21 protein-coding genes and 1 rRNA gene are annotated in these 23,225 nt (G+C 32.7%); 11 read left to right on the forward strand and 11 right to left on the reverse strand.

Translation table 11 applies throughout. From position 1 onward, the window contains the following. Positions 1–14: 14 nt before the first annotated feature. Positions 15–1,403 carry a tRNA uridine-5-carboxymethylaminomethyl(34) synthesis GTPase MnmE gene (gene mnmE, locus BMZ76_RS08035; RefSeq protein ID WP_091204690.1) on the reverse strand — a complete coding sequence of 463 codons (1,389 nt, stop codon included), beginning with the start codon at positions 1,401–1,403 and terminating at the stop codon, positions 15–17. A 174-nt stretch (positions 1,404–1,577) separates the two neighbouring features. Between mnmE and BMZ76_RS08040 the strand changes: the two genes are divergently transcribed. The 4 genes from BMZ76_RS08040 to BMZ76_RS08055 all read left to right on the forward strand — a co-directional run bounded on the left by BMZ76_RS08040 (position 1,578) and on the right by BMZ76_RS08055 (position 6,191). Continuing rightward, a complete protein-coding gene (locus BMZ76_RS08040; protein ID WP_091204691.1) occupies positions 1,578–2,408 on the forward strand; it encodes a universal stress protein in 831 nt (276 codons plus the stop codon). 80 nt (positions 2,409–2,488) lie between these two features. Continuing rightward, complete coding sequence (locus BMZ76_RS08045) at positions 2,489–3,322, forward strand: universal stress protein (protein WP_091204692.1); 834 nt, start codon at positions 2,489–2,491, stop codon at positions 3,320–3,322. Between the two features lie 116 nt (positions 3,323–3,438). Then, entirely contained in the window at positions 3,439–5,211 is a 1,773-nt protein-coding gene (locus BMZ76_RS08050; protein WP_091204693.1) for a MutS-related protein, read from the forward strand. A gap of 89 nt (positions 5,212–5,300) precedes the next feature. Beyond that, on the forward strand, positions 5,301–6,191 hold the full coding sequence (locus BMZ76_RS08055) for a hypothetical protein (RefSeq protein ID WP_091204694.1): 891 nt from the start codon (positions 5,301–5,303) through the stop codon (positions 6,189–6,191). An 84-nt stretch (positions 6,192–6,275) separates the two neighbouring features. Here the strand turns inward: BMZ76_RS08055 and dnaN are convergent, their stop codons facing one another. From dnaN to BMZ76_RS08085, 6 genes are all read right to left on the reverse strand, one after another. Next, positions 6,276–7,394, reverse strand: coding sequence for a DNA polymerase III subunit beta (gene dnaN, locus BMZ76_RS08060; protein WP_091204695.1), 1,119 nt, complete (start codon positions 7,392–7,394; stop codon positions 6,276–6,278). A gap of 103 nt (positions 7,395–7,497) precedes the next feature. After that, the gene (gene gldG / locus BMZ76_RS08065; RefSeq protein ID WP_091204696.1) at positions 7,498–9,183 is read right to left on the reverse strand and encodes a gliding motility-associated ABC transporter substrate-binding protein GldG; all 1,686 of its coding nucleotides are present in this window, start codon (positions 9,181–9,183) and stop codon (positions 7,498–7,500) included. Further along, positions 9,183–9,908, reverse strand: coding sequence for a gliding motility-associated ABC transporter permease subunit GldF (gene gldF / locus BMZ76_RS08070; RefSeq protein WP_091204697.1), 726 nt, complete (start codon positions 9,906–9,908; stop codon positions 9,183–9,185). Before gldF ends, gldG begins: the two co-directional genes overlap by 1 nt. A 68-nt stretch (positions 9,909–9,976) precedes the next feature. Next, positions 9,977–10,273, reverse strand: a complete 297-nt coding sequence (locus BMZ76_RS08075; protein WP_091204698.1) for a putative quinol monooxygenase — start codon at positions 10,271–10,273, stop codon at positions 9,977–9,979. 49 nt (positions 10,274–10,322) lie between these two features. Continuing rightward, positions 10,323–10,799, reverse strand: a complete 477-nt coding sequence (locus BMZ76_RS08080) for a DUF1493 family protein (RefSeq protein ID WP_167547436.1) — start codon at positions 10,797–10,799, stop codon at positions 10,323–10,325. A gap of 62 nt (positions 10,800–10,861) precedes the next feature. Then, positions 10,862–11,689, reverse strand: coding sequence for an SAM hydrolase/SAM-dependent halogenase family protein (locus BMZ76_RS08085; RefSeq protein ID WP_091204700.1), 828 nt, complete (start codon positions 11,687–11,689; stop codon positions 10,862–10,864). Between the two features lie 107 nt (positions 11,690–11,796). Here BMZ76_RS08085 and BMZ76_RS08090 point away from each other — a divergent pair, with 107 nt between their 5' ends. Both BMZ76_RS08090 and BMZ76_RS08095 read left to right on the forward strand, forming a co-directional pair. Further along, on the forward strand, positions 11,797–12,315 hold the full coding sequence (locus tag BMZ76_RS08090) for a hypothetical protein (RefSeq protein WP_091204701.1): 519 nt from the start codon (positions 11,797–11,799) through the stop codon (positions 12,313–12,315). A gap of 22 nt (positions 12,316–12,337) precedes the next feature. After that, positions 12,338–13,288 (forward strand): PhoH family protein, encoded by a 951-nt coding sequence (locus BMZ76_RS08095; protein WP_091204702.1) that lies wholly within the window; start codon positions 12,338–12,340, stop codon positions 13,286–13,288. Between the two features lie 46 nt (positions 13,289–13,334). Here BMZ76_RS08095 and BMZ76_RS08100 read toward each other — a convergent pair whose 3' ends face one another. Continuing rightward, positions 13,335–13,760 carry an Rrf2 family transcriptional regulator gene (locus BMZ76_RS08100; protein WP_091204703.1) on the reverse strand — a complete coding sequence of 142 codons (426 nt, stop codon included), beginning with the start codon at positions 13,758–13,760 and terminating at the stop codon, positions 13,335–13,337. An 11-nt stretch (positions 13,761–13,771) separates the two neighbouring features. Then, positions 13,772–14,974, reverse strand: a complete 1,203-nt coding sequence (gene hmpA / locus BMZ76_RS08105; protein WP_091204704.1) for an NO-inducible flavohemoprotein — start codon at positions 14,972–14,974, stop codon at positions 13,772–13,774. Between the two features lie 194 nt (positions 14,975–15,168). Here hmpA and BMZ76_RS08110 point away from each other — a divergent pair, with 194 nt between their 5' ends. The 3 genes from BMZ76_RS08110 (at position 15,169) to BMZ76_RS08120 (ending at position 19,442) form a co-directional block, all read left to right on the forward strand. Next, positions 15,169–15,984 carry a Cof-type HAD-IIB family hydrolase gene (locus BMZ76_RS08110; protein ID WP_091204705.1) on the forward strand — a complete coding sequence of 272 codons (816 nt, stop codon included), beginning with the start codon at positions 15,169–15,171 and terminating at the stop codon, positions 15,982–15,984. A 49-nt stretch (positions 15,985–16,033) separates the two neighbouring features. Further along, positions 16,034–18,391: a S9 family peptidase gene (locus tag BMZ76_RS08115; RefSeq protein ID WP_091204706.1), complete on the forward strand. Its 2,358-nt coding sequence runs from the start codon at positions 16,034–16,036 to the stop codon at positions 18,389–18,391. 97 nt (positions 18,392–18,488) lie between these two features. Then, on the forward strand, positions 18,489–19,442 hold the full coding sequence (locus tag BMZ76_RS08120; protein ID WP_091204708.1) for a phosphoribosylaminoimidazolesuccinocarboxamide synthase: 954 nt from the start codon (positions 18,489–18,491) through the stop codon (positions 19,440–19,442). A gap of 58 nt (positions 19,443–19,500) precedes the next feature. Here the strand turns inward: BMZ76_RS08120 and BMZ76_RS08125 are convergent, their stop codons facing one another. Both BMZ76_RS08125 and BMZ76_RS08130 read right to left on the reverse strand, forming a co-directional pair. Beyond that, positions 19,501–19,956 (reverse strand): DUF1801 domain-containing protein, encoded by a 456-nt coding sequence (locus tag BMZ76_RS08125; protein ID WP_091204709.1) that lies wholly within the window; start codon positions 19,954–19,956, stop codon positions 19,501–19,503. A 174-nt stretch (positions 19,957–20,130) separates the two neighbouring features. Next, positions 20,131–21,219, reverse strand: coding sequence for a M42 family metallopeptidase (locus BMZ76_RS08130; protein WP_091204710.1), 1,089 nt, complete (start codon positions 21,217–21,219; stop codon positions 20,131–20,133). Between the two features lie 82 nt (positions 21,220–21,301). On the opposite strand from BMZ76_RS08130, the gene BMZ76_RS08135 reads away from it, so the two are divergent. Beyond that, on the forward strand, positions 21,302–21,979 hold the full coding sequence (locus BMZ76_RS08135) for a DUF4294 domain-containing protein (protein WP_091204711.1): 678 nt from the start codon (positions 21,302–21,304) through the stop codon (positions 21,977–21,979). A gap of 1,046 nt (positions 21,980–23,025) precedes the next feature. Continuing rightward, positions 23,026–23,225: ribosomal RNA gene (locus BMZ76_RS08140) — 16S ribosomal RNA — on the forward strand; the annotation flags it as partial.

Consider the following 23,225-nt stretch of genomic DNA (forward strand, 5'->3'; position numbering starts at 1 on the left):
TACTTTTTTTAATTTTACTTTCCGATGCAGAAATTAGCAAAAATATTACCTAACAACTCATCATTAGTAACCTGTCCGGTAATCATTCCAAATTGATATAATGCTTCTTTAATATCAAGAGCCATCAAATCGCTGGATAAGTTAGTTTCCAAACCGTATTTTACTTTTGTAATTTCTTCTAAAGCTTTTAGTAACGAATCATAATGCCTTGTATTAGTTACGATTGTTTCATTATTGCGCAAAGCACCTGTATTAACAAACGAAAGTAATCGATTTTTTAAATCCTCAACTCCCAGTTTTTCTTTTGCAGAAATTAGCAAGATTTCAGGAATTTCCGATTTCAAATTTTTGATTTCGATTTCTTTTAATTTGTCGGCTTTGTTACCAATTATAATTAAAGGCTTTAACGGAAACTGATTTTTAATTTTTTCTAATTCCACTTTTAACTTTAAACCTGAAACTTTAAACTCGGAACTGTCAAAAAGAAAAGCTACAACTTGCGCTTGCTCTATTTTTTCGAATGTTTTACGAATCCCGATGCTTTCCACTAAATCCTCCGTTTCCCGAATTCCAGCGGTATCTATGAATCTAAAACCGATTCCACCAATCACTAATTCATCCTCAATTGTATCACGCGTTGTTCCCGCAATTTCTGAAACAATGGCGCGTTCTTCATTCAATAAAGCATTCAAAAGAGTCGATTTCCCTACATTGGGTTCACCCACAATAGCCACAGGAATTCCATTTTTGATAACATTTCCCACCGCAAAAGAATCAATCAGTCTTTTCAGTACAAACTCAATTCTATTCAGTAATTCATGAAATTGGGTTCTATCGGCAAATTCTACATCTTCTTCAGCAAAGTCGAGCTCAAGCTCAATTAGGGAAGCAAAATTCAACAGTTCTTCCCGCAGTTTAGCGATTTCATTAGAGAAACCACCACGCATTTGTTGCATCGCAATCTGGTGTGACGCTTCATTATCGGAGGTAATTAAATCGGCAACGGCTTCTGCTTGGGATAAATCCAATTTTCCATTTAAGAAAGCTCGGAGTGTAAATTCACCAGGATCAGCCATTCGGCAACCTTTTCGAAGCAATAATTGAATGATTTGTTGTTGAATGTAAGTTGAACCATGGCAGGAAATTTCAATCGTATTTTCACCCGTATAGGAGTTTGGTCCCTTGAAGATGGACACCAGAACTTGATCTAAAGTTTTAGAGTCATCCATAATATGACCTAAATGTAATGTATGCGTTTTTTGTGTCGTTAATTCTTTATTGTTTATCGATTTAAAAACAGAATTTCCAATAGTAATGGCATCTTGGCCGGAAATCCGAATTACGGCTATAGCTCCCGCTCCCGAAGGAGTGGCCAATGCCACTATGGAATCGTGAGGTATCATAATTTATGCAATTTTATGCAAAAGTAAGTAAAATTGAGTACGCATCAATAAGTACGAGGCAAACCATTAACTTTTTTTTTTGTTAAAAATTTGCCAAATTGATAATTATCATATTTTCTTACGTTTCTGTTTTGTAATTTTATTGAACATTGATTTATAGTTAATTGTCTTCTCATGAAAAAAATTTTATTCCCAACCGATTTTTCCCACGTCTCTAACAATGCATTTATTTATGCATTAAAATTGGCTGATTCCATCAATGCTGAAATCATAACAATGCATGTTTATCATTTGCCACAGGTTAATTATATTAATGTTTCGGAGTATTTACATGAAATTTATGATGTAACGGAGTTGAGTCATTTTGAAAATTATAAAGATGAAGTTCCCGTTCTAAGAAGAATTGCTGAAGAAAATAATTTGGATCATGTAAAAATCAGCCATGTTTTGATTTTAGGAAATTTAATTGAAGAAATACAAAAAATTACCAAGCACGAGTTTATTGATTTTATCGTTATGGGAACTAAAGGAGTAAGTGGACTAAAAGAAACATTTTTAGGAACAGTAGCTACAAAAGTGATGAATGATGTGAAAGCAGTTGTTTTGGCGATTCCAGAACGTTGTAAATACGAACCGGTAAAAAATTTACTTTTTATCACTGAATATCAAGCGGATGATACGCAATCTTTTCTAAAAGTTAAGGCGTTGGCCAAGGTATTTCAAGCTCATATTGAATGTCTTCGAGTAGTACCTCAACACCGTGAAAACAACATTAATAACATGAGGAATTGGGAAGAATTAATTGATAATCATAACATTAAATTGCATTCTGTTACAGGAAATGATGTGGAAGGGATTATTTTAAACTTTATCGATTCACATAAAATCAATATGATTGCTATGCATGTACATCGTAAAAATTTCTTTGAAAAACTATTCGAAATCAGCCTTTCAAAAAAGTTGGCGTTTCATATTAATATTCCAATTTTGGCTATTCATGAATGAAAGTATTTTAATTTGAATATGCTGATAAATGAAGTTCAATAATTTATTTTAGTAAATCAACCATTTTAATAAAAGATAAAATGAAAAAAATTTTATTTCCAACCGATTTTTCTGAAGTGGCTAGTAATGCGTTTATGCATGCTTTAGAATTTGCAAAAATAGTTCAGGGCGAACTCGTTTTATTGCACACTTTTGAATTGCCAATATACGATAATCAGTTTTTTCCTGAAAACTACGCCGTCATTTATAATTCAATAGAGTTAGCTCAATTTGATATGTTCAAGGATGAACTCCCAAAATTGCGAGCCATAGCCGAAGAGCGACATCTTGACAAAATAAAGATGTCTCATAGACTCAAGGATGGGGATTTGCTTCATAATATTAAAAAATCTATCAAAGAAGATAAAATTGACTTTGTAATTATGGGTACTTCCGGAGCTACAGGTTGGGATGCTTTTTTTGTGGGTACTAATACCGGCTCTGTAATTTCTGGAATAGACGTTCCGATGTTGTGCGTACCAAAGGAAGCAAAATTCAAGAAAATTGAAATTATTGGTTTCACGACCCGTTTTAGAATGAAAGACAAAAAAGCTTTGAAAATGGTGTTAGATATTGCCAAAAAAACAAAAGCGAAAGTCAAATGTTTGTATGTAAAAACCAGTGATTCCGATGTTTCAAAAGAGACAGTCGCTAAATGGGAAGATGAATTTATTAATGAACCCGTTGAGTTTTTTGTGATTAATAGTGATGAAGTCAAAGAGACGATTTTAGATTTTATCATGTACAAAGAAATAGATGTTTTGACAATGCTCACTTATAAAAGAGGGTTTTTTGAAGGGATTTTCAAACCTAGTTTGACTAAAAAAATTGCTACTAATTTTGAAATTCCAATTTTAGCAATTCATATTGATTGATTCAGCTTTAATTCTATTGAAATCTTGAATTCTATGTAGTGTGGCATCGCCATTGCCTTTTAATTTAGACTTCAAAGTAATCTATTTCGTTATATTTGCAATTCATTAATTGAATTATGGAAATATACAAAGCAAAAAAGATACGCTTTTCAACAGCATTGACTGCAATCAATAAAAAGTACAATAGTATAAGTATTTTAAGACTTCTTTCTATTGTACTTTTTTTGGTTTCTATTTATTACTACATCAAAAAAAGCGAAATTATTTTCATAATTGCCGCCATTTTTCTTTTTGGACTATTCGTAGTATTGATGCGCATTCATTCTAAATTAGTTTTCGAAAAACATGTCAATCAAGCCTTACTTGATATTAATGAAAATGAAATTTCCTATCTGGAGAGAAATAAAATCCCTTTTGAAAACGGACAGGAATTCAATGATTTTCACCATCCGTATGCCTATGATTTAGATATTTTTGGCGAGCATTCTTTGTTCCAAAACTTGAATAGAACCGCTACTTTTATTGGAAAAAAAACATTCGCAAACCAGCTTTTATCAATTTTGCCCAATGAAGAGATTCTTAGAAATCATCAAGCAGTAAAAGAATTATCCGCAAAATTAGATTGGCGTCAGGAGTTTTTGGCTTTCGCCAAAATAAGTAATGACAGTCAATCGAATTATGAGACTTTGCTCAAGTGGAGTACATTCAATAGCACACCTTTGTCTAAACTGAGTATTTTTATTTCGTATTTTACGCCACTTCTTTTTCTGGGAGTTTTGATTGCCTATTTAGTGACTTCCAATACCACTTTCGCTTCTGTATTGTCGTATTTATTTGTTATTAATTTAATGATTTTAGGACGGTTTATCAAGCGTATCCAGGCCGAAATTGCTAATTCTACTAACATTGATAAAACCATTCATCAATATAGTTTGTTGCTGCAAAAAATTGAAAATGAATCTTTTCAGTCGGAAAAGTTAATCGATTTGCAACAAAAACTGACATTTAAAAAAGAAAATGCCAGCGTTCATTTAAAACAGTTAGCGGCTTTATTTTCAAAAATGGACAGCATCAGTAATTTCGTTACCGCTATTGTATTCAATGGAACGTTTCTTTTTAATCTACATGTTTTAAAATCATTAATTCAATGGAAAAACGATCATGCGGATGCCATAGAAGATTGGATGAAAGTTGTTGGTGAATTCGAAATGTTGAATAGCTTGGCTAATTTATCGTATAATAATCCGGAGTTTGTTTATCCAACATTGAACACGAATTTCGAAATTGATTTTCAGGATTTAAGTCATCCTTTATTGAATAAAAAAACCAGAATAGGAAATGATGTGCGTTTTCATCCCGAGTCGTTTATGATCTTAACGGGTTCTAATATGTCCGGGAAAAGTACTTTTTTAAGAAGTTTAGGAATCAATATGGTATTATCAGGAATGGGTTCGCCGGTTTGTGCTAGCCAAGCTAATGTACATTCGTTGCCCGTTTTAGTTTCCATGCGATTGTCTGATTCGTTGTCTGATAGCGAATCGTACTTCTTTGCGGAGATTAAACGCTTAAAGCAAATTATGGACGAACTCGAAAACAGACCCGCATTTGTATTATTAGACGAAATATTACGCGGAACCAATTCAGATGATAAACGCAACGGAACAATTGAAGTGGTGAAAAAGATAATTGGTAAAAAAGCCGTTGGAGCCATAGCTACGCACGATATTGAAGTTTGCTTTACCACGAATGATTATCAAAACATATTAACCAACAAATGTTTTGAAGTGGAGATTATCAATGATGAACTCCATTTTGATTATAAACTTCGGGACGGAATTTGTAAAAATAGAAGCGCTACATTTCTGATGAAAAAAATGGGCGTGATTTAGAAATCCATTTTTATAAAAAAAATCTTAAAAAAAATAAAATGAATTAATTTAAATTACTACTTTCATAATTCAAAAGAAAGATAAAATTTATGAAAGAAAATATATTTGTATTTTTGTTATTTGCCTTCACGTCGGCAATTTTTTCTCAGCACAATCAATTGAATTTGCATAGTAAAGTTATTTACATGGAATACAAAAATTATAAATCATTGAAAAAAAGTGGTAATAAAGTTATAGATTCAATTGGTTTTAATATTGTCAAGAATGATACTTTAATAATTATTAATGGATATGATGAGAAAGGAATAAAAGTTCTGTATGAAGAAAAAGATTCTATATTTTTAGAACGCTATAAACGATTAGTTTTCAATAAAAAATATCAAAAAAAAGAAGAGAGATTAAAACCAAGAATGAAAATTTGGAAAGATGAAGTGAAAATTTATTTTGACAAATCCGTTAGCCATCATAATAGTAAAAAGCTTAGCGAATTTATTAATTATCTTGATAAAGAAATTGATTCATTAAAAATTACTGTCGTAAAAGATAAAGATAATTCAAACTATTTTATTTATTCCATAGACGGTACGAATGATATAAATTTAGATATAAGAATACAAGGGAATGACGGTTATTATCTTTTATGGAATAACAAACAAAATATTTATAGTTGCTCACTAAAAATTAACGCGAAAAAAAATCTAAATGAAGAACAGGTATTAACTAATTTGAAGGTTAATTTTATAAGATCGTTGGGGTATTTTTATCAAGAACTTGATTATTCAGATTGCAATAGTTATTTTTCAATTTGTAAATCAGATAAAAAAGAATTCGGAAAGAAAGATCTTGAAATTTTAAAATATCATTATTCTTATGGAATTTGTAAAGGAACTAATTTAGAAACATTTGAAAAAAATCATAAAGATGCGAAAGAATCAATAAAAAAAGGAAATACAAAGTTTTATTTTATTCATAGTGAATAAGCAAAAAAAAACCATCTCGTAATTAAACGAGACGGTTTTTTAAATATAAAAATGGTTTGGTTAATAGCGTATTTTTAAATTGAATTAACTGTTCAACATTACTGGCATTACAAGCATCGTTACCGTTTCACCTTCTTCTAATCCGTCTACAGGAGTTAGAATTCCGGCTCTGTTTGGCAATGACATTTCAAGCATAATCATATCCGATTGCAAGTTAGTCAACATTTCAGTTAAGAAACGAGAATTATACCCTATTTGCATATCATCACCTTGATAATCACAAGTCAATCTTTCCTCCGCTTTATTGGAGTAGTCAATATCTTCAGCAGAAACATTCAATTCAGCACCAGCGATTTTCAAACGAATCTGGTGTGTAGTTTTGTTCGAAAAGATGGCAACACGACGTACAGAACTCAAAAATTGAGAACGGTCAATCATTAATTTATTTGGATTTTCTTTTGGAATTACTGCTTCGTAATTTGGATATTTTCCATCAATCAAACGACACATTAAAACATAATTGTCAAAAGAAAAAGTAGCATTCGAATCGTTGTATTCAATTTTTACTTCAGCATCTGAAGTACCAAGAATATTTTTTAAAATAGTCAAAGGTTTCTTTGGCATAATGAAATCAGCCACTTGAGAGGCGGTTACATCGGTACGTGCATATTTTACTAATTTGTGCGCATCAGTGGCAACAAAAGTCAATCCTTGTGGCGAAAACTGGAAGAATACACCAGACATTACCGGACGCAAATCATCGTTTCCTGCAGCAAAAATAGTTTTGCTTATAGCAGTTGCCAAAACATCAGAAGGAACAAGCGTCACAGATGGATCGTCTAAATTTACTGATTTTGGAAATTCGTCTCCAGGAGCATAAGCCAAAGCATATTTTCCAGAATTAGAACTGATTTCTATCGTACTGTTTTCTTCAACTGTAAAAGTTAGCGGTTGTTCAGGGAACGTTTTAAGGATTTCCAAAAGTAATTTTGCAGGAACAGCAACGCTTCCTTTACTTTCTGAATCAATTCCTAAAGTAGCAGACATGGTTGTCTCTAAATCAGACGCAGAAACCGTTAGCACATTATGGTCTAAATCAAATAAAAAGTTATCTAAAATAGGCAAAGTATTATTGCTGTTGATAACGTTACCTAAAACCTGTAATTGCTTCAATAAGTACGAACTCGATACTATAAATTTCATCTGTTTTGTTTTATTTTTTAAGGTATTTCTGTAAATCCGAAATACGTTAGATTTTACAAATATATCGTAAACTATTCTAGTTTCGAAACTTTTTTATTAACATCTATTTGCTGTATTTTCTTTTTCGAAGGAAAGTAAATACTACACCAAAAAGCACCAAAATAAGAATTGGAAGCCCGATAGTTAAGATTTGTGTTCGGGTGTAGTTTTCATAAACTTTTTCTTTATCCAACAAAGGTAAATCAAGATCTTTGCTTCGAATGTTAATAAGTCCGGTATCATCCAATAGATAATTGACACAATTTATTAGGAAATCTTTATTATCATATAAATTTCCAGACCTTTGATCGTAACCTAATTCTACCGGTTGAAAGTTTTTATCCAATTGGTTTTTTATCAAATCCCCATCTGATATCACAATCATCTTATTCTTTTGTCCTGTGGCTTGAAATGTTTTTTGTTCAAATGGCAACACTCGATTCTCAAACATCGAGCGAAACGAACCTTCCAATAAAACCGAAAGTGGAATTTTTCCTTTGTTTAAATAATCATTTGGCGAAGTTTCCTCGGCAACGATGTTAAGATTTATCTCTGTTGGAGTTCCTATTTTCTTCGAATATTGTGACGATTCCAACAGAATAGTTTTCTTTATTCCGTTTTTCAAAGTATCGATTGGATTCGCAAAATCATATTTGATCCCACCTAAATTTTTCACAATCGGATGCAAACTGTTTGGATACACTTGTGGAGCAAACTTCCAATTAAATTCCTGAAATTGAGTCGCACTTCCTTGTTCTCCGGTGGCCAGTTTTATGGGACTTCCTTGTTCGTCTTTTACTAAATCAGGGTTGATACGGATTCCGTATTTAAAGAACATATCATTCAAATTCAAATCTTTTGGATAAGCCAAAGTTGCTCCGGATGAATCGTATAAACTGTCCATTTCTGCCGTAACTTGATCAATCAGCCACACAGTTTTTCCACCGTTAATAATAAATTGATCTAAAACCTGTTTCTCCTCGTCTGTAAAAGTTTCAGTGGGTTTTGCAATAATGGCCAAGTCATATTTTTCTAAAGCTTCTAAACTTCCAACAGGATTTTTGGCAACCGAATCTAAAGTAAAAGGGCCGATATGATAGCTTTCGCGTACTTGTAACAGAAATTTAGCCATCAAGATATCTTGCAATTCACCATTTCCTTTGAGAACAGCGATTTTCTTTTGTTTTGCTTTGGTAATTTTATTCAACGCTTCGGCGATTGAATATTCCAGATGCTGAACAGATCCAATAACTTTCTGGGTAGTTGTCGCGCCCATAATGTTTTTCAACAAGGGGATATTAACTTCCTTATTGTCATAAACGGCAATTGCCCATGGAAAAACCATCGCTTGAGACTGCTTTCCTTTATCGTCAACGGTTATGTTTATTGGCGTAAGCCCTTTTCGATACAACTCTTTAATATTATCCATGCTGGTGTCTTTGTTCTCCAATGGATCAACGAATTCAAAAATAATATTACTATTGTATGCTTGAAATTCTTCCAGCATTTGTTTCGTTTCTTGTTGTAACCGTTTAAATTCAGCCGGTAAATCGCCTTGCAGATATACTTTTATAGACAACGGATTTTGGACTTGCTTTACGATATTCAAAGAAGCAGAGGAAAGAGTGTATCTATTATCTTTTGTTAAATCAAAACGATGGAAAAAGGAATTTCCTATTACATTTACTAGCAATACAATCGCAAGGATAATCAATACTGCTTTGAGGTTATTTTTCTGTAAAGTTGTCATTACGATTTGAAAGATTTTAGATTATAAACAGTAAATGAAAGAAAGACAACGGTTATGCTTGTAAAATAAAGAATATCTCTGGTATCTAATACGCCTCGGCTCATGCTTTTAAAATGATCTTGCATACCTAATGATGCAATTATGGAAGATACATTTGGAACAGCAGCAGCCAAACCTTCAAATCCAAAATAGAAGAAGAAACATAAAAATACTGCGATAATGAAAGCCACAATTTGATTATCAGATAATGTTGAAGTGAATATCCCAATGGCTGAATAAGCAGCAATCAGAAATAATAATCCAAAATAAGAACCAATCGTGCTTCCCATATCGATATTCCCTTCCGGCATTCCTAAGCTGGAAATAACTTCTACATAAATGAATGTTGGGATTATCGTCATTACGACTAAAAGCAAAGCACCAAGAAATTTTCCGTTTACAATTTGCCAAATACTCAAGGGTTTGGTCAGCAATAATTCTAATGTCCCTTGTTTTTTCTCATCCGAAAAACTGCGCATGGTTACCGCTGGAATCAAGAATATTAAAATCCAAGGCGCTAAGGTGAAAAATGGAGTCAAATCAGCAAAACCGGTATTCAAAATATTATAATCGCCTTCGAAAACCCAAAGAAACAATCCATTAATAATTAGAAAAATGGCAATAACTAAGTAGCCGATGGGCGAACCGAAAAAGGATTTTATTTCACGTAACACTATTGATTTCATGTTTTATTTTTTGTTTAAAGTTTAAAGTTTTTTTAGTTTAACGTTGCTCAACTTTAAACTAAAAAACTTTAAACTAAAGTAACTAATTTATCCACGCTCCAAGCTTCTGGTTTATCGTTGAATAATTTCTTGGTGAATGTCCAAACATCGTAAAAAAGTTCAGAATTCCTGTAATTTTCTAAATCAGCTTCTGTTTCCCAATAACTATAGGTAAAGAAAATTCTTTTGTTGTTTTTGTCCTGATACAATTCTAAGAAACGATTTCCGGGTGCATTTCGTATTTTATCTTTCATTAACTCAAAGTTTTCTAAAAATGCAGGAATATGTTCCTCATGAAAACTCAATTTTACTATTCGTACAAACATTTTGGATTTATGATTTAAGATTAACGATTTATGATTTCAGATTTTGCAATTAGTTAAGAACAAATTTGGCATTTTCTCTAAAGTGGAACTTTCCTTGAATTTTAGATGTAATTAAATCTCCCATTGTTAAATCAATTTTGTTTGATTTATGTTCTTTTATAAAGAAATTGAATTTATCAATTTTATATGAATATTTATTTGATAAAAAATTGAAAAGATAAGAAATAATACCTTTAGTAATGAATAAAGGAAGCAATAAAACAGATAAAATAGACCAAATACTAATGGTTAATTCACACTCACTTTGAAAATGTTCATCATATTTAAAATCTGAAAAATCTATATTGTATTTTGTAATAAACTTTTCTAACATATCATAATTGTCATCTCCCCAAAGACTTAAATCATTTGCTACTTTTGATTTGTTATAAATTTTTTTTTCTCCAGATTCTTTTTGAAGAAATTGTTGCACTTCAAGATAATTTTGTTTCAAATCTTTAAAACTTATTTTTATAATTGTTTTCATATTGTCTTGCTTTAAATCTGAAATCATAAATCGTTAATCTTCAATCAAAAATCAAAAAAAAATTATCTGAATACTATATTTATTATATCTCTGTAATTTAGCCCCAATAAACTATTAGCGGAGCCTACTTTGGAAGGATTGCTTCTAAAAATAGCAATTTCAAGAAAACCAGCTTCGTTGAAAATGGCTAATTTTTCTCCTTCATAGGATTTGATTGGATATTTTTCAGAACTTGCAATTGCTGAATAGTTGGGCAAAATTGTTTTGATATTTTTAGTTTTCAGAACAATTTCATATGGCCTTCCTTTGGCAACTTCAATAAAATATTTTTTAGAGATATTGGTAATTACATTCCCAAAATGATCGATGTAAATCACATTTCCTTTTAGTGAATTCCCATCTTCTGAAATTGTGGCTTGCAGATTTGTAACGTGCTTTATCGTATTGATTTCTTTACCAATGACATTCATTAATCCTCCTTTGGATAAATGACAGGCTACTTTTACAAAAACATCCAGATCAGTAGCTTCACTCGGTAAACGATCGTGTATATTGATAACTACCATTTTTTGCGGAACAATTTTTTGTGAAAGCATGCTTAAAATCCCATTATCGGCAGCAATAAAATAATGATCGTTCCATTGCATGACAATGTGTTGATTCTCTTTATTGGATTCCATATCTACTCCTACAAGGTGAACGGTTCCTTTTGGAAAGCTCGCATACGATGCTCCAATAATGTAACTAGCTTCTAACGTGTTAAATGGATCAATATCATGTGAAATATCAATAATTACAGCTTCGGAATACTCAGACAAAATTTTCCCTTTCAGTGCGCCCACAAAGTGATCTTTCAAACCATAATCGGTAGTTAGGGTAATTATTGACATAAATTTGTTTATAACTATTGGTGTTTTGTAAACCTAATTTTCATTAAATTTGAGAAACGCAAAGCTAAAGTATTTTAAGCTTTATTTGAATAGAATTTCAAATTTGAATGAAAACAAAACTTATGATCAAACCCATTTTTTTTCTTTTGCTTTTCTTTTGTAGCTTACAAGCGTATTCTCAAAAACTAGTTTACAAGTCCAACGGCAATATTACAGATTCTGAAAACCAAAATATTTCGCCAGACCAAGTCAGGGAATTATTAAAAGACAATGAAAAATTACTGGCTGATTACAATGTTGCAAGAAAAAAGAAAACCGTTGGTAATATTTTGCTTATTGGGGGGGCTGTACTAATAGGAACAACTGTAACCGTTGCAGTAATAGACTTTAGTGAGGAAATTCAATTAAAAAACAGCACCAAAAATTATGTTCAAGCTATATATATTGTTGGATTGGCTTCAGTTATAATTGCAATTCCTGTCAAGATTGGGTTTTCTAAAAAAATAAAAAATGTGGTTACTGAATATAACAATCAAAACAATACTGGATACAAACAATTTAATAATCAAAAACTGGACTTAATTACAAATTCTGACGGAATTGGATTGCGATTAACTTTAAATTAAAATAACCTAAAAACTACCTCATTTGAACGAAAGAATAATCGAGCTCATAGACATCGCTCCAACAGACTTTTGGGGCGCTCAAGACACTCATCTTGAAACAATCAAAAAATATTATCCAAAATTAAAGATTGTCGCCCGGGGAACAACCTTAAAAGCTTTTGGTGAAAAAGAAGTTTTAGACGAGTTTGAAAAACGTTTTCAACGATTAATGGTGCACTTTTCAAGATACAATAACATTGATAATAATGTAATCGAGCGTGTTATTCGTGGTGATGTTCAGGAAGACAAAAAATTTCAAGGACAGGATAAAATTTTAGTACACGGCGTTGGAGGGAAAATTATTAAACCGATGACACCCAATCAACAATTGTTGGTGGATACCATGGAAAAAAATGATATGGTTTTTGCAGTAGGACCTGCCGGTACAGGAAAAACGTACACCGGAGTTGCCATGGCTGTTAAAGCGCTGAAAGAAAAGCAAGTCAAACGTATTATACTTACGCGTCCAGCGGTAGAAGCAGGGGAGAACCTAGGTTTTCTGCCAGGTGACATGAAGGAAAAATTAGATCCTTATATGCAACCTCTTTATGATGCATTACGTGATATGCTGCCTAATGAAAAACTGGAAGATTATATTTTAAAGGGAATTATTCAAATTGCTCCTCTGGCATTCATGCGTGGAAGAACGCTGGATAATGCTTTTGTAATTTTGGATGAAGCTCAAAACACTACACATTCCCAAATGAAAATGTTCTTGACGCGTATGGGGAAAAGTGCCAAATTCATGATTACAGGTGATCCTGGACAGGTCGATCTACCCCGAAGAACCATATCCGGACTCAAAGAAGCGCTATTGGTTTTGAAAGACGTTGAGGGAATTGGAATTATATATCTGGATGATAAAGACATTGTAAGACACCGATTAGTTAAAAAAGTAATTGATGCCTACAAAATGATTGAGAATAATGATTAAAACAAAAGGAGGCTTTTTTATAAAGCCTCCTTTTGTAATTTTTTTATTAATCCTGAAACATAGTTCTCCAAGTTTTGAATTCTAAATCAGAAAGCGTGTACTGATTTAAACTTTCAATAAAACCTTGATAAGCGGTATTGAATAATGATTTTAGTTTGCAATCGTGTGATTTAAAGATACAAGGTTTTGAATCACAATTGACGATAGGTGTATCGTCTTGTTCTAATAGGTGAATTAAATCGCCTAATAGAATTTCTCTTGCTTTCTCCGAAATCACTATTCCGCCATTCTTTCCTCTTTTGGTGAGAATTAATTGATTTGCCGATAAGAATTGAACCACTTTAATGAGATGATTTCGCGAAATTTTAAAAGTATTGGCTAAATCATCCAAAGAACTTTGGGGAGTATCATTTTTTTGATTTAAATACATCAAAACGCGCATACTAAAATCGGTAAAGTGATTCAATTTCATATTAAAATTTACTAATTAAGGCTTAATAATTGAGGGCCAAATTCTTCATACAGAATATTTTCTCTATTTACGCCAAGTGCAACCAAAGATTGATATTGAACTTTTATAAAAATAGCCGGTCCGCAAATATAATATTTTGCATCTTCAATAAGGATTTCTTCTTTTATTTGATGTAAATCAATTCTTCCTTCGATAGCATTTGTTTCTGATTCGGGTAAAGTTTCATAAAAAACGAAAGAGGTTAACCACTCATTTTCGTTGTTTAATTCCTCGATAGTATCTTTAAACGCATGAACATTTTCATTGCGACAGCTGTGAATCCAAACTGTTCGATTTTTTTGAAGTGAATTTTTATTGGTTTCAACCATACTCATCATAGGAGTAAGTCCAACACCGCCACTAACTAATACCAAAGGATTTTTAGCTTCTGGATCTGCAAAAAACACCCCCGCTGGTGCGCTAACTTCAATTATATCACCTTCCTTTTTGTTATGTAATGCATTGGAAACAATTCCATCAGGAGTTGTGTTTTGACTGATTTCTTTTTTTACCGAAATTCTATAATATTCACTATTAGAATAAGAAGACAGGCTATATTGTCTAGGCTGTTTATAACCTAATTCAGGAATAAAAGCACTCACAGATATATATTGACCCGGATAGAAATCGGCAATTTCTTTGCTGTCTTCCGGCTTAAGATAAAATGAATTAATTTCGTCGTTTTCTTTTACAATTTTGGAGATTATGAAGGTTCTCCAGCCTTTCCAGCCTCCTTTTTTATTAATTGTGTTTTGATACATTTCAGCCTCAATGCTAATCATTATTTGAGCCAATTCATTGTAAGCACAAGTCCAGGCTTCAATTAATTCTACTGTTGCGAGATCACCTAATACTTCTTTTATCGATCCGATTAAATGGTTTCCAACAATATCATATTGCTCTGGTTGAATATTTAAACTTACATGTTTATTTCCAATTGATTTTAACGTATTGATCAAAACAGTAGGATTTTCTATGTTTTCAGCGTAAGCAAGTACAGCTCCACTTAAGGCATTTTGTTGTTTTCCACTAGCTTGATTTGCCATGTTAAAAATGTTTTTCAACTCTGGATTATTGGATAACATTCTTTGATAAAAATAGGATATCAAATCATTTCCATTTGTTCTTAAAATTGGTATAGTTGCTTTTATTAATTCTTTTTGACTTGCATTCATGACTTTATTATATTTTAATTTTTACAAATATAGCAATCATTTTATATATTGTTGTATTTTAAATGCAACAATGTGTTTTAAATGTATTTTTTAAAATATCGTCAAGAAAGGATAACCTAAACTTTTTATAAATTTTTGCGTTTCTCTTAAAAATGCAATAAATTTGTAATAAATAAAATTTCAGTTAAAAAGAAATGATTTTAAAAGAAAAAATTAAAGTAGTTATTAGTGATTTAGACGGAACTTTACTCAATTCAGATCACAAAATATCCCAATATACAAAAACTGTTTTTCAAGAACTTCACAATCAAAATTATTTAATTATTGTAGCAACTGGCCGGCATCATTTGGATGCAATGCCTATTGTAGCGGGTTTGAATATTCCTCTTTATCTAATTACATCAAATGGGGCACGTATACATTCCCCTGAAAAAGAACTTCTTTTTTCTTTAAATATGGAAAGCGATGCGGTTAAATCAGTCTTGTCAATAGATATTGATCCTGAAATTACAACCGTATTATTTAGAGAAAATGTTTGGCAAACGAATAAGCACAACGAAAAGCTAAATGCATTTCAACCGGAAGTAAATTATCATCCTGAACTTGTAAATTTTGATAGTTTGGAGGATTTAAGTGCAATAAAAGTATTTTTCACGCACGATCGACATTCGAAATTAATCGAGTTAAGAGATCGAATTTTAGAAAATCATACCGGACTTTTTAGCCATGCTTTTAGTCTTCCGCTTTGTTTAGAATTTATGGACAAATCTGTAGATAAAAGTGTTGCGATTGCCAAAATTTTGGAACTAGAAAATTTTGTTTTTCAGCAAGCACTATCTTTTGGTGACGGTTACAATGATGAAAACATGCTCAATTCTTCCGGTAAAGGTTTAGTAATGGGGAATGCACCTGATAGTTTGAAAAATAAACTTTCTCATTTGGAAGTGATTATGACTAATGATAATGAAGGAGTTGCAAAATATATTACAAAACTACTATTAAATAATTAATTTTTTTAACTAACCATATTTCCCCATTTACACATAAAACTAAAACCAAATGAATAAAAAAATAATCCTTGGGCTCTGTATTTTGTTTTCCGTAATAATTCAAAGTCAAACGCTAAAACTGGAAGAAATCATGAAAGGTAATGCTTTCATTGGTGCGCAACCAGAGAATGAAAGATGGTCTTTAGATGGACAAAAAGTTTATTTTGATTGGAATCCAAATAATGAATTGGGTACAAGTACTTATTTTTGGAAAAATGGATTATCAAAACCAGAATTAGCATCTCCAAATGAAGCTGCTTTTTCAAAACTAGATTTTAAAAAAACAACTAATCCAGATTTATATTATTACATCGATAAAGGAAGATTATTTTCTTATTCTTTAAAAAGTAAAATCTCGAAAAAATTATACCAACAAAGCAGTCCGATTGCTAATTTGCAAATGGGTTCTGTACCGGGAGTGCTTTATTTCAGACAAAATGAAAATCTTTTTCAATTTAATACTAATGAAGGATCTGTCATTCAAATCACGAATTTTCGTAAGGGAAAATCGGATGAGAAAGAAGGTACGGAAAAAGAGTCTTTTTTGAAAAGCCAACAATCAGAATTATTCCAATTTGTCAGAGATCAGGAGGCGTTGAAAAAATGGAATTTGGCAAAATCAAAAACTACAAAATCTGATTTTCCAAAGCCTTATTATTATGGAAAAAATACCTTTGGAAGCTTAAAAGTGGATCCAAAAGGAAACTTCGCCACCTTCAGATTAATAGAAGATTCAGAACGTAAGAATGAAAAAATGGAACTTTTCATAACTGCTGATGGCTACAATCAAATTGAAGATACTAAGGAGAAAGTTTCAGTAGATAATTTGTTGGCAACCAAATTTGGAGTGTATAACATCGCCAAAGATTCTGTTTATTTTGTAAATTTTTCAACATTGAGTCACATTCAGGATGTTCCTAAATATTTTGAGTTGTATGAAAAATCAAAAACGACAGAAAAAAAGAATAAACTAATCGTGGTTCAAGAACCTATTTACAATGAAAATGGTTCTTACGCTATTGCTGAAATAAGAAGTCAGGACAACAAAGACCGATGGATTTTCAGTTTAAATTTAGAGAAAGGAACCTTTCAGGAATTAGACCATCAACATGACGAAGCTTGGATTGGAGGACCTGGAATCCCTTCCAATTCTTATGGAAGAGGAACGTTGGGATTTTTAGGAGACAATAAAACCATTTATTTTCAATCAGAAGAAACCGGTTATTCTCATTTGTATACTTATAACTTAGAGTCAAAAAAGAAAACTCAACTAACCACAGGAAATTGGGAAGTGCGCAACGTGAGTTTGGCAAAAGATAAAAAGTCTTTTTATTTGACCACAACTACTACGCATCCGGGAAACAGAAATTTCTATAAATTAGAAGTGGCAAATTCGGTTTTACAACCAATTTTAACGAAAGATGGTGCTCATGAAGTGAGTTTGTCTCCAGATGAAAGCACCTTATTGGTTCGTTTCTCGTATAAAAATAAACCTTGGGAATTATATGTTGCGTCTAATAAAAAGAATACCAACTTAAATCAGATAACGTCTTCCACATCGGAAAATTTCAAAGGATATTCTTGGCGTGAACCAGAAGTAATTACTTTCAAAGCACAGGATGGAACTTCTGTAAATGCCAGATTGTATAAGCCGCAAACTGCCAATGCGAATAAAGCCGCTGTCTTGTTTGTTCATGGTGCCGGTTATCTGCAAAACGCACATAACTATTGGAGTACCTACCACAGAGAATACATGTTTCATAATTTATTGGTCGATTTAGGCTATACTGTTTTGGATATTGATTACAGAGGCAGCGATGGATATGGACGTGATTTTAGAACAGGAATTTATCGTTTTATGGGTGGAAAAGATTTAACAGATCAAATCGACGGAAAGAAATATTTACTAGATAATTACGGAATCGACGCTTCAAGAGTTGGGATTTATGGCGGTTCTTACGGTGGTTTTATCACGTTGATGGGAATGTTAACTACTCCAAAAGAGTTTGCTTCGGGTGCTGCATTGCGTTCTGTCACAGATTGGGCGCATTACAATCATGGCTACACCGGAAATATTCTTAATTTTCCAGAAACAGATCCAGATGCCTATAAAAAAAGTTCACCAATCTATTTTGCAGATAATTTACAAGGTAATTTACTAATGCTTCACGGAATGGTAGATGACAATGTTGAATATAAAGATATTGTTCGTTTGTCTCAGCGTTTTATAGAATTAGGCAGGAAAAAATGGAGCCTTTCCTCGTTTCCTGTTGAAGCTCATGGTTTTAAAGAAACTTATTCCTGGGTTGATGAATATAGCCGAATATTAAATTTATTTAACGAGACGTTGCTTAAAAAAGAACTTTAGAGATAAAATGAAATATAAGAGTTCTCTTTTTTGCGTAACTCTATGAAATAGTTTTAAATTTGTAAGAATAAAAATAAACAAATACACAACTTGTATAATGAGCAACACCATCACAACTACTGATTTTAATTTTCCAAACCAGAAATCTGTTTACCGAGGTAAAGTAAGAGAAGTGTATAATATCAATGATGAACTTCTGGTTATGGTAGCGACGGACAGGCTTTCGGCTTTTGATGTAGTTTTGCCAAAAGGAATTCCATATAAAGGTCAAATTTTAAACCAGATTGCTACTAAATTCATGGAATTAACGCAGGATATTGTGCCTAACTGGTTAATTGCAACTCCTGATCCTAATGTTGCTGTTGGTCATTTATGTGATCCTTTCAAAGTAGAAATGGTCATTCGTGGTTATCTCTCAGGTCATGCTGCACGTGAATATACACTTGGAAAAAGAGTAATTTGCGGGGTTTCAATGCCTGACTATTTGAAAGAAAATGATAAATTTCCAGAACCTATTATTACTCCAACTACCAAAGCGGATAATGGCGAACATGACGCTGACATTTCTCGTGAGGATATTTTATCGAAAGGAATTGTTTCTGAAGAAGATTATGTTGTTTTAGAAAAATTCACAAGAGATTTATTCGAAAGAGGAACTGAAATTGCAGCCAGTCGTGGTTTAATTTTGGTTGACACCAAATATGAATTTGGTAAAACTAAAGAAGGAGTAATTGTCTTGATTGACGAAATTCACACACCGGATTCTTCTCGTTATTTTTACGCCGGAGGATATCAGGAACGCCAAAACAAAGGCGAGGAACAAAAACAATTATCGAAAGAGTTTGTTCGTCGTTGGTTAATCGAAAATGGTTTTCAAGGATTAGAAGGACAACAAATTCCTGATATGACGGACGAATACATTCAAACAGTTTCTGAAAGATATATTGAATTGTATGAAAATATCTTAGGGGAGAAATTTGTAAAAGCAGATATCACCACTATAGATGAAAGAATCGAGAAAAATGTTTTGGAATATCTAGCCAATAGATAATTATTTATACTAAAGGTAAAATACAAAACCGCAATTCATAATTTTGAATTGCGGTTTTTTATTTTTTAATTAATGATTCATAACAAGTAATCCATTCTTGAACTGACATTTTTTGGACGAGTGCTGCAATTAATTCAAACGGAATTTGGTCCATCTTCTTAAATCGGATACAACTTTTTCCCATGTCTAATTTTTGGGTGCTGTGTTTTGGGTATTCCTTTATTAACCACTTCAGTAATTCCGGATTGGCATAAATCCCCATGTGGTACAGCGCGATAAAATTTTTCTGTGATGCAATATTAATAAAAGGCAACGGTAGTTTTGGGTCACAATGATATCCATCAGGATAAATAGAATGTGGAACTACATAGCCAATCATGCCGTATGACATTTGTTCAACAAATCCGTTTGGAATATTTTCTAAAATATTTTCTCGAAGTTTAGCAAAAGAATCTTTTTTCTCTGCGGAGATTTTTTCTAAATAGACGTCGATTGATGTGGCGGTTGATTGCATTTTTAAGAATTGTTTGAGTAAATTTAATAAAAAAACCACAATTCATAATTTTGAATTGCGGTTTTTAGCCCCGATAAAAGTGGAAATCCTTTCTAGTCCTGAACTTGTTTCAGGATCCTGAAACAAGTTCAGGACTAGAAAGATTGCAAAGGATAGCGGGATTAGCTCCTAAAACTATTTGAAATAAGAGAATGTTTCTTCGTTTTCTAACTTCAATAAGGTTTCGTATATTAATTTAATCACGTTTTCAACATCGTCACGATGCACCATTTCAACCGTGGTATGCATGTAGCGCAACGGCAATGATATTAAAGCTGATGCAACTCCTCCATTACTGTACGCAAAAGCATCAGTATCTGTGCCGGTAACACGAGATGAAGCCAGTCTTTGGAACGGAATTTCGTTTGCCATGGCGGTTTCTAAAATCAATTCTCTCAAATTATTTTGAACAGCCGGCGCATATGTAACGACTGGACCTTTACCAATTTTTGTATCTCCTTCAATTTTCTTTTCGATCATTGGAGTAGTGGAGTCATGACAAACATCAGTGACAATGGCTACATTGGGTCTGATAGTTTTGGTAATCATTTCGGCACCACGAAGCCCCACTTCTTCCTGAACCGAATTCGTAATATACAATCCAAAAGGAAGTTTTATATTGTTTTCGTGTAGCAAACGAGCCACTTCGGCAATCATAAATCCACCCATACGATTATCAATCGCGCGACAAACAAATTTATTCTCGTTCAAAATCATGAATTCATCAGGATATGTAATTACACAACCTACATGAACACCCATTTTATCAACCTGTTCTTTGGTTTCACAACCAATGTCAATGAATAGATTGTTAACTTTTGCTACTTCTTCTTTGTCTCTCATTCGTGTATGGATAGCAGGCCAGCCAAAAACACCTTTTACAATTCCTGCTTTAGTATGAATATTGACGCGTTTTGAAGGGGCTATTTGATGATCTGAACCACCATTTCTAATCACATAGATTAATCCGTCATCTGTAATGTAATTTACGTACCACGAAATTTCATCTGCATGACCTTCAATTACTACTTTATAAGGTGCATCCGGATTTATAATTCCTACCGCTGTGCCGTAAGTATCCGTTATAAAAGTATCAACATAAGGTTTCAAATAATCCATCCATAATTTTTGTCCACCACTTTCATAACCTGTAGGCGAGGCATTATTAAGATAGTTTTCTAAAAACTCAAGTGATGACTTGTTTAATATTGATTTTGTGCTCATAAAATTATTTTTTTGCTAAATTATAAATTTGGCATTACAGTTGCGTATATAATGTATAATTTTGACAATAAAATTTCCCTAAATGAAGCTAATTAAATTTTTGTTATTTTTTCTACTTACCACGATGTCTGTTAATGCACAAGTAATCCCTCAGGACACTACAAAGATGGGGTATGAGTTAGAAGATGACGAATTGATTCTTAATGACACCATTCAATTACCAGAAATAATAATATATAAGGGAAAAACGGATCCTGAAGCAAGAAAGCAATTTTTATTACTTCAAAGTCGTGTTTATAAAACTTATCCTTATGCAAAACTAGCTTCGGAGCGATTGACCATTCTTAATAAAGGAATGGCAAACCTTAAAACAAATAAAGAGAAAAAAAGATACTTCAAAATAGTAGAAAGTTATTTGAGTGATGAATTCGAAGCCAAGCTCAAAAAGCTTTCCCGCAAACAAGGTCAAATATTAGTTAAATTGATTCATCGTCAAACTGGCACCACAACTTTTGAATTGGTTAAAAATCTCAAAAGTGGCTGGAAAGCATTTTGGTCGAATACGGCGGCAAGTATGTTTGACATCAATTTAAAAACAAAGTATGCACCTTTCGATATTAACGAAGACTATCTGATAGAATCGATATTAATTCGAGCATTTGATTCCGGAAGATTACAAAATCAAAATCCGGCAAAACCAGTTGATTATAACAATCTAACCGATTCCTGGGAGTCCAGAGCCGAAAATCTAAAAAAATAATTTTCATTTTGGCGTTCCTCCTTATATAAAGAGAGGCAATTATCTAATTGGGTAGTTGCCTCTTTTTACATAAGGAGTCGGGCTATTCGCTGCAAGTCCTCGTCCCGCCAAAAAAAGGCGGGACTGCGGGCTTTTCGCTGCTATCCCTAACGCGAACCTCGATAATCTATAGCTTTTTGTTGTTTTTACGAATATTATGATACCTTATATATAGGAGTGAAAAAGGAATAGGACAATTTAGTATGATGTAATATGTAGGACAAAAGCATTAGTTAGTTTGATCATGTGTTCGAATAATGGCAGGAAAGTAACCTCTGAAGGAGGCAAAGCGTAGTCATAAATAGGGAAAAAGGCAATAATGCGTGAATTCATCAAGATTTTATAAATAGGAATGGATAGTTGAAAGCTAACTGTCCGCAATGGGATTGGCGATTTTGAAGTACAAATGGCTTTACCGGGTGTTTGATTGTAGTTTTGTTTAAAAAACTTCTTCCTTCAAAAAACGTGATATCAGATAGTTAAAGATAAAGTTAAGAAAAGTTCAAAAAAAAGGTTTAAAAAAGCTTGTAAAAGCGAATAAACGGTGTAATTTTGCACCCGCAATGACGCAGACGTTCTTTAAAAGACTGGCAAGTAAAACGAATCAAAGAAGAAAATTTATTTTCAAAAAAAGATTCTGAAAAGCTTGTGAGAATAGAAAACGGATGTTACATTTGCACCCCGCAAAACGCGCAACGTTCCTTGAAAGATTGATAAGAAAAAGCGAAGAAAAAGAGATAAAATATTTCTTAAAAAAAATTCAAAATTTTCTTGCCAGTTGAAAAAAGAAGTTGTACTTTTGCACCCGCTTCGAGAAACACTTTAACGAGTGTTAAACGAGAGGAGAAACAAGAAAGAACACGTTCCTAGACATATTGAATTGACAGCCGTTTTAAGAGAGATCTTAGAACAAAAGAATAAGAGTAATAGAATCGAGAGATTTGAAAAAACCACTAGAATTTAGTCGAATAAACAAAGAGAACAGATTTATCTGAACTCAACAATATACGATGAAGAGTTTGATCCTGGCTCAGGATGAACGCTAGCGGCAGGCTTAACACATGCAAGTCGAGGGGTATGCTTCTTCGGGAGCAGAGACCGGCGCACGGGTGCGTAACGCGTATGCAATCTACCTTTCACAGAGGGATAGCCCAGAGAAATTTGGATTAATACCTCATAGTATAGCAGTTTCGCATGAAACCACTAT

The sequence above is a fragment of the Flavobacterium xueshanense genome, from assembly GCF_900112975.1.
Taxonomy (GTDB): Bacteria; Bacteroidota; Bacteroidia; order Flavobacteriales; family Flavobacteriaceae; genus Flavobacterium; species Flavobacterium xueshanense.

Excerpts from the sequence above, each read along its gene's own strand:
- mnmE (WP_091204690.1), bottom strand. The coding sequence starts at position 1,403 with ATGATACCTCACGATTCCATAGTGGCATTGGCCACTCCTTCGGGAGCG.
- BMZ76_RS08040 (WP_091204691.1), top strand. The coding sequence starts at position 1,578 with ATGAAAAAAATTTTATTCCCAACCGATTTTTCCCACGTCTCTAACAAT.
- BMZ76_RS08045 (WP_091204692.1), top strand. The coding sequence starts at position 2,489 with ATGAAAAAAATTTTATTTCCAACCGATTTTTCTGAAGTGGCTAGTAAT.
- BMZ76_RS08050 (WP_091204693.1), top strand. The coding sequence starts at position 3,439 with ATGGAAATATACAAAGCAAAAAAGATACGCTTTTCAACAGCATTGACT.
- BMZ76_RS08055 (WP_091204694.1), top strand. The coding sequence starts at position 5,301 with ATGAAAGAAAATATATTTGTATTTTTGTTATTTGCCTTCACGTCGGCA.
- dnaN (WP_091204695.1), bottom strand. The coding sequence starts at position 7,394 with ATGAAATTTATAGTATCGAGTTCGTACTTATTGAAGCAATTACAGGTT.
- gldG (WP_091204696.1), bottom strand. The coding sequence starts at position 9,183 with ATGACAACTTTACAGAAAAATAACCTCAAAGCAGTATTGATTATCCTT.
- gldF (WP_091204697.1), bottom strand. The coding sequence starts at position 9,908 with ATGAAATCAATAGTGTTACGTGAAATAAAATCCTTTTTCGGTTCGCCC.
- BMZ76_RS08075 (WP_091204698.1), bottom strand. The coding sequence starts at position 10,273 with ATGTTTGTACGAATAGTAAAATTGAGTTTTCATGAGGAACATATTCCT.
- BMZ76_RS08080 (WP_167547436.1), bottom strand. The coding sequence starts at position 10,799 with ATGAAAACAATTATAAAAATAAGTTTTAAAGATTTGAAACAAAATTAT.
- BMZ76_RS08085 (WP_091204700.1), bottom strand. The coding sequence starts at position 11,689 with ATGTCAATAATTACCCTAACTACCGATTATGGTTTGAAAGATCACTTT.
- BMZ76_RS08090 (WP_091204701.1), top strand. The coding sequence starts at position 11,797 with ATGAAAACAAAACTTATGATCAAACCCATTTTTTTTCTTTTGCTTTTC.
- BMZ76_RS08100 (WP_091204703.1), bottom strand. The coding sequence starts at position 13,760 with ATGAAATTGAATCACTTTACCGATTTTAGTATGCGCGTTTTGATGTAT.
- hmpA (WP_091204704.1), bottom strand. The coding sequence starts at position 14,974 with ATGAATGCAAGTCAAAAAGAATTAATAAAAGCAACTATACCAATTTTA.
- BMZ76_RS08110 (WP_091204705.1), top strand. The coding sequence starts at position 15,169 with ATGATTTTAAAAGAAAAAATTAAAGTAGTTATTAGTGATTTAGACGGA.
- BMZ76_RS08115 (WP_091204706.1), top strand. The coding sequence starts at position 16,034 with ATGAATAAAAAAATAATCCTTGGGCTCTGTATTTTGTTTTCCGTAATA.
- BMZ76_RS08120 (WP_091204708.1), top strand. The coding sequence starts at position 18,489 with ATGAGCAACACCATCACAACTACTGATTTTAATTTTCCAAACCAGAAA.
- BMZ76_RS08125 (WP_091204709.1), bottom strand. The coding sequence starts at position 19,956 with ATGCAATCAACCGCCACATCAATCGACGTCTATTTAGAAAAAATCTCC.
- BMZ76_RS08130 (WP_091204710.1), bottom strand. The coding sequence starts at position 21,219 with ATGAGCACAAAATCAATATTAAACAAGTCATCACTTGAGTTTTTAGAA.
- BMZ76_RS08135 (WP_091204711.1), top strand. The coding sequence starts at position 21,302 with ATGAAGCTAATTAAATTTTTGTTATTTTTTCTACTTACCACGATGTCT.